Consider the following 6,037-nt stretch of genomic DNA (forward strand, 5'->3'; position numbering starts at 1 on the left):
CGCCGGCGGGATCACCCTTACGCGGGTTGAAAGAGTTTGCCGATCCGCACCGCGGCCGAACGCACCAGGGCGCGGGGGAAGAAGCGGGGCAGCAGACTGCCCAGGCGATTGCGCCAGCCCGGGACGATCACCGCCTGGCGTCTTTCCAGTCCGTGCACCGCGGCCAGGGCCACCTCTTCGGCGGACATCAGCAGCTTGCTCTGCTCCATGCGCCCGGTGTGCAGCCCGGCGTTCTTGAAAAAGGCGGTACGGGTCGGGCCGGGGCAGAGCACCGACACCGACACCCCCCGCTTCTTGAGTTCCTCGCGCAGGCCCTCGGAGAAGTGCAGCACATAGGCCTTGGTCGCCGCATAGCTGCTCATGTAGGGAATGGGCTGGAAGGCCGCGGTCGAGGCGACGTTGAGGATCTGGCCGCCCCCCTGGATCGCCATGTGCTGGCCCAGGGCATGGCACAGGCGGGTGAGCGCCAGGATGTTCAGCTCCAGTTGCTCCTGCACCCGCGGCCAGTCGGCGGCGAGAAAATCCCCGCCGCTGCCGATCCCGGCGCAGTTGACCAGCAGGCCGATGGCTCTCTCGCTCTGCTCCAGTTCGTGCAGCAGACCGGTCAGGTGCAGCGGCTCCGCCAGATCGCAGACCCGGTACAGCACCTCCACGTCGAAGCGCTGGGCCAGCTCGGCGGCGATGCTCTCCAGCTTGTCCTTGCGCCGCGCCAGCAGGATCAGCGGCTGACCCCGCCGCGCCAGGGCCTCGGCCAGGGCCAGACCGATCCCGCACGAGGCACCGGTTACCAGGGCATAACGCTGCATACTGCTTTCTCCAGGAAAACGCCGGTCGCCGGCGGATCCACCGCGCACCTAGTAGGGTTTGACCACCACCAGGATGACGATGGCGATAAGCACCAGAACCGGTACCTCGTTGAACCAGCGATAGAACACATGGCTGCGCTTGTTCTCGCCGCGCTCGAATCTCTTGCGCATGGCGCCGCAGACATGGTGATAGCCGATCAGCACCACCACCAGCGCCAGCTTGGTGTGCATCCAGCCCTGGGTCAGCCAGCTCGGGTTGATCACCAGCAGGCCGATGCCGAACACCAGCGTCAGGATCATCGCCGGCAGCATGATGCCGCGGTACAGCTTGCGCTCCATCAGGCAGAAGCGCTCATGGCTCACGGCGTCGCTGCTCTGGGCGTGATAGACGAACAGGCGCGGCAGATAGAACAGGCCGGCGAACCAGCAGACCAGGGCAATCAGGTGGAAGGCTTTCAACCAAAGATAGAGCATCGGGGCGTTCTCCTTATCAATCGGCGTCATCAGGCGGCGCGATATTAGAGTGGCGCTGCCGGCAAGTCATTCACTCCGGTCATCTCGGCCAGGCTCCCGTGGTCGTGCAATAGTTGACCCTTTTGCTCGGGCAAGCGGATAATTTCCTGACTGAATTGTGTTCGGCGCAAGCCGGGAGACTACGGCAATGACCATTGAAACCTTCACCCCGACCCCCCTGCAGTTCACTCTGGGCGCGGCCAGCAAGGTGAAGAACCTGATCGAGGAAGAGGGCAATCCCCGCCTGAAGCTGCGCGTCTTCGTCACGGGTGGCGGCTGCTCGGGCTTCCAGTACGGCTTCACCTTCGATGAAGATTCCGCCGACGACGACACCGTCATAGAGCGCGATGGCGTGCACCTGGTGGTGGATCCCATGAGCTTCCAGTACCTGGCCGGCGCCGAGGTGGACTACCAGGAAGGCCTGGAAGGTTCGCGCTTCGTCATCAAGAACCCCAACGCCGCCACCACCTGCGGCTGCGGTCAGTCCTTCTCCATCTGACCTTGCACAGCCTCTGGCCTAGTGCGGATAGAGCGCACCCAGGACGCGGAGGCCGCGGGCGCCGGTGACTTCCGGGCAGTTGCCGGGCAGGCGCTCGCAGAAGCGCTGGGCCAGCCAGGCAAAGGCCATGGCTTCCATCCAGTCCGGCGACACGTCATAGGCTGCGGTGCTCTGCACCTTGGCCGGCGCCAGTAGCCGCGCCAGACGCGCCATCAGATCCCGGTTGTGCGCCCCCCCGCCACAGACCAGCACCTCGTCCACCACCTGGGCTGCCAGGATGCTGTCGGCGATGCTGCGGGCGCTCAATTCGGCCAGGGTGGCCTGAACATCGGCCGGAGCCAGCGCCTCATGCCGGGCGAGATGCGCTTGCAGCCAGGGCAGGTTGAAATGCTCGCGCCCGGTGCTCTTTGGTCCGCTTTTCACGAAGAAGGGATCGCTCAGCAGCCCCTGCAGCAGCGCCGGCACGACCTGTCCCTGCGCGGCCCAGGCGCCATCGGCGTCGAAGAGCCGCCCCTGGCTGTGGTGGATCCAGGCATCCAGCAGCACATTGCCCGGTCCGCAATCGAAGCCTCGTACCGGCAGACCCGGTGCCAGCAGGGTCACGTTGCTGAAGCCGCCGATGTTGAGCACCGCGCGCGGACGGTCCAGGCCGAAGAGATCGGCATGGAAGGCCGGGACCAGGGGCGCGCCCTGGCCACCAGCGGCCAGGTCGCGGCGGCGAAAGTCGGCGATGACATCGATGCCGGTCAGCTCGGCCAGCAGGGCGGCATCGCCGATCTGCAGGGTGTAGCCCTGCGCCGGCAAATGGCGGATGGTCTGGCCATGGCTACCCACGGCACGGATATCCGCGGGCGTCAGCCCCTGCTGCGCCAGCAGTTCGGCGATACCCTGGGCGGCCAGCCCGACCCAGGCCTGTTCGGCCCGGGCGATGCGCTCGATCTCGTTGTCGCCGGGCGCGCACAGCGCCAGCAGGTCGCGGCGGAGCGCGTCCGGCATGGGCACGCCCAGGGCAGCAACGAAACGGGTCCGCTCATCCTGCTCGATCAAGGCGATATCCAGTCCATCCAGACTGGTGCCGGACATCACCCCCAGGTAGCGCTCCATCTCAGCGCTTGTTCATCGCGAGCAGCGAAGCCCGCTCCTGGTCCATGCGGGCCATGAGCGGCTGGCTCTGGGCCAGGAAGCGCGAGATCTCGTTCTTGGCGATGGGATCGGCCATCGGCAGTTTCACCCCGAGCGGATCGACGTGGTTGCCATTGATGCGGAATTCGTAGTGCAGGTGCGGACCGGTCGCCAGGCCCGTCATGCCCACATAGCCGATCACCTGGCCCTGTTTCACCGAGGCGCCGGCCTGCATGCCCTTGGCGATCCGGCTCATGTGGCCATAGACGGTGGTGTAGGTCTTGCCGTGCTGGATCATGACCACGTTGCCGTAGCCATTCTCGCGCCCGGCCTTGGCGATCTTGCCGTCGCCGGTGGCATGGATCGGCGTACCGGTGGGCGCGGCATAGTCGACGCCCTTGTGCGCGCGCATCTTGTTCAGCACCGGGTGGAAACGGCCCATGGTGAAGCGCGAGCTGATCCGCGAGAACTCCACCGGGGTACGGATGAAGGCCTTGCGCATGCTGCCGCCTTCCGCCGTGTAGTAGTTGGTGGTGCCGTTCTTGGCGGTGTAGCGCACGGCCGTGTAGGCCTTGCCCTTGTTGACGAAGCGGGCGGCCAGGATGTTGCCGTAGCCGACGTGCTTGCCGTTGACCACCTTGTCCTCGTAGACCACTTCGAATTCGTCGCCTTCCTGGATGTCCAGCGCGAAGTCGATGTCGTAGCCGAAGATGGTGGCCAGCGCCATGGTCATGTCATGGGACAGTCCGGCCTTCTGCGCCGAGGCGAACAGCGAACTGCTGATCCGGCCCTGGGCATAGGCCTTGCGGATGTCCGGGGTAACGGTCTTGTGCTCGACCTCATATCCCTGGTCGGACTTGACCAGCGACAGGGTCTGCAGCGCGGTGAGCTTGGTGCGCACCGCCAGCAGGCCGCCTGAGTGATCGCGCTGGAACTCGATCTTCTGGCCCACCCGCAGGCGAGTCAGCTTCTTGGCTTCCTTGCTGCTGGCCAGCACCTCGTGCACCACGGCAGCGGCAAGGCCAGCCCGCTCGAACAGGGTCGAGAGGGTGTCGCCCTTGCGCACGGTTTCGGTCTTCCACTGCGGCTCGACGCTCTCGGTGGCGGCAACTTCCTCTTCGGCAGGCGCGTCCTCGGCGGTCTGAGCTTCCGTCTGCTCAGGGGCGACCTGGGCAAAGGGGGAGGGGGACTGGGTGTCCGCGGCTTGAGTATCTGCGAGCACTTGCTCCTTCAGGTCATCCTGACCCTGCACGACGCGCCGGGCGTCCTGTTCAACATCCAGATTGATGGAAGTGCGTTTCGCCTCGACCTGCTGAGAGGGAAACACGAGCAAGGCCAGACTCAAGAGTGCGGCCACCCCGCTGGCGGCCACGAGGTGGCTTTTGGGGTAGAACGGACTTTTGGGGATTGGCTTCGTCATTTAGCTAAAGTGATGATCTGACGTTAAAAGAAGTGAATAACTGCCTAAAATATAATCAAAATCTGGCTGTCACAACCCTTTGGGGTGGTGATCCGACGTGCCGGCTGGCGGCTACTAGGGGCATCTTGATAAGGTTCACGCTTTCGAAATTCAGAGGCGAAGCCCCCATGAAAACGGTCCAGGAGCAGCTGGCGGTCATCAAGCGTGGAGCAGATGAGCTGCTTGTCGAGTCAGAGCTTGTAACAAAACTGGAGCGTGGCACCCCGCTGCGCATCAAGGCAGGCTTCGATCCGACCGCTCCGGATCTGCACCTTGGCCACACCGTGCTGATCAACAAGCTGCGCCAGTTCCAGGAGCTGGGCCACCAGGTCATCTTCCTGATCGGCGACTTCACCGGCATGATCGGCGACCCCAGTGGCAAGAGCGCCACCCGCCCGCCGCTGACCCGCGAGCAGGTGCTGGAGAATGCCGAGACCTACAAGGCCCAGGTGTTCAAGATCCTCGATCCGGCCCGTACCGAAGTGGCCTTCAATGCCACCTGGATGGATCAGCTGTCGCCGGCCGACTTCATTCGCCTCTCTTCCCAGTACACCGTAGCGCGCATGCTCGAGCGCGACGACTTCAGCAAGCGCTACGCCGGCAACCAGCCCATCGCCATCCACGAGTTCCTCTATCCCCTGGTCCAGGGCTATGACTCCGTCGCCCTGCGCGCCGATGTCGAGCTGGGCGGTACCGACCAGAAATTCAACCTGCTCATGGGCCGCGAACTGCAGCGCGCCTATGGCCAGGAAGCCCAGTGCATCCTCACCATGCCGCTGCTCGAAGGTCTGGACGGCGTGAAGAAGATGTCCAAATCCCTGGGCAACTACGTCGGCATCCAGGAAGCGCCCGGCGTCATGTACAACAAGCTGGTGTCCATTCCCGACACCCTCATGTGGCGTTACTTCGAGCTGCTCAGCTTCCGCAGCCTGGAAGAGATCGCCCAGTTCCGCAGCGATGTTGCGCAGGGCGCCAATCCCCGCGACATCAAGATCAAGCTGGCCGAAGAGATCGTGGCCCGCTTCCACGGAGAAGAAGCCGCCCAGACCGCCCACCGTTCCGCGGGCAACCGCATGAAGGATGGCGAGCTGCCGGAAGACCTGCCGGAAGTCGAGCTGGAAACCGATGCGGCGCTGCCGGTCGCTGCCGTCCTCAACAAGGCTGGACTGGTGAAGAACGCAGCAGCAGCCCGCGACCTGCTGGCGGCGGGTAGCGTCAAGGTGGATGGCGAGGTGGTCGATCGCGGCTTCCTGTTCGAGATCGGGCGTACCTATATATGTCAGGCCGGCAAGAAGGCTTTTGCCCGCATCAGCGTCCGTCAGCAATAAATTTGAAATAACCTGTTGACCTGCCCCAAAACTCCCCTATAATGCGCCCCACTTCCGGCGCAGGCGCTGAAGCGGCTTGAAAATCAAGCACTTAGGTCTGAGTCGGGTGAGGGGNCCATGGATTCTTCGCCATTTGGTTCTCACCTTCGGGTGACAGCGAAGTGAAGCGGAGGGGGTTGACAGCGTCTTGGGATGCTGTAGGATTCGCCTCCCGCTGCCGAGATTGGTTAGACCGGTCAGGCAAGCGCAAGTGGTTGAGTTGAAACGAAAAAGTTCAAATCAACGCTTGACAGGATGTGAGGACAGCGTA

The 6,037-nt window shown here is 63.9% G+C and carries 6 protein-coding genes; 2 read left to right on the forward strand and 4 right to left on the reverse strand.

The features are described from left to right. Positions 1-17 precede the first annotated feature (17 nt). A complete protein-coding gene (locus tag PSEK12I1_RS0109625; RefSeq protein WP_027601383.1) occupies positions 18-806 on the reverse strand; it encodes an SDR family oxidoreductase in 789 nt (262 codons plus the stop codon). 48 nt (positions 807-854) lie between these two features. Next, positions 855-1,280, reverse strand: a complete 426-nt coding sequence (hemJ, locus tag PSEK12I1_RS0109630; protein ID WP_007162617.1) for a protoporphyrinogen oxidase HemJ — start codon at positions 1,278-1,280, stop codon at positions 855-857. A 187-nt stretch (positions 1,281-1,467) separates the two neighbouring features. Between hemJ and erpA the strand changes: the two genes are divergently transcribed. Further along, complete coding sequence (gene erpA / locus PSEK12I1_RS0109635) at positions 1,468-1,818, forward strand: iron-sulfur cluster insertion protein ErpA (RefSeq protein WP_007162616.1); 351 nt, start codon at positions 1,468-1,470, stop codon at positions 1,816-1,818. 18 nt (positions 1,819-1,836) lie between these two features. Here erpA and PSEK12I1_RS0109640 read toward each other — a convergent pair whose 3' ends face one another. Next, positions 1,837-2,922, reverse strand: coding sequence for an anhydro-N-acetylmuramic acid kinase (locus PSEK12I1_RS0109640; RefSeq protein WP_027601384.1), 1,086 nt, complete (start codon positions 2,920-2,922; stop codon positions 1,837-1,839). Position 2,923: 1 nt separating this feature from the next. Then, entirely contained in the window at positions 2,924-4,360 is a 1,437-nt protein-coding gene (locus PSEK12I1_RS0109645; RefSeq protein ID WP_027601385.1) for an OapA family protein, read from the reverse strand. A 167-nt stretch (positions 4,361-4,527) separates the two neighbouring features. Here PSEK12I1_RS0109645 and tyrS point away from each other — a divergent pair, with 167 nt between their 5' ends. Beyond that, positions 4,528-5,727 (forward strand): tyrosine--tRNA ligase, encoded by a 1,200-nt coding sequence (tyrS, locus tag PSEK12I1_RS0109650; RefSeq protein ID WP_027601386.1) that lies wholly within the window; start codon positions 4,528-4,530, stop codon positions 5,725-5,727. Positions 5,728-6,037 lie beyond the last annotated feature (310 nt).

Source organism: Pseudomonas sp. MOIL14HWK12:I1 (assembly GCF_000510705.1).
GTDB classification, from domain to species: Bacteria; Pseudomonadota; Gammaproteobacteria; order Pseudomonadales; family Pseudomonadaceae; genus Chryseomonas; species Chryseomonas oryzihabitans.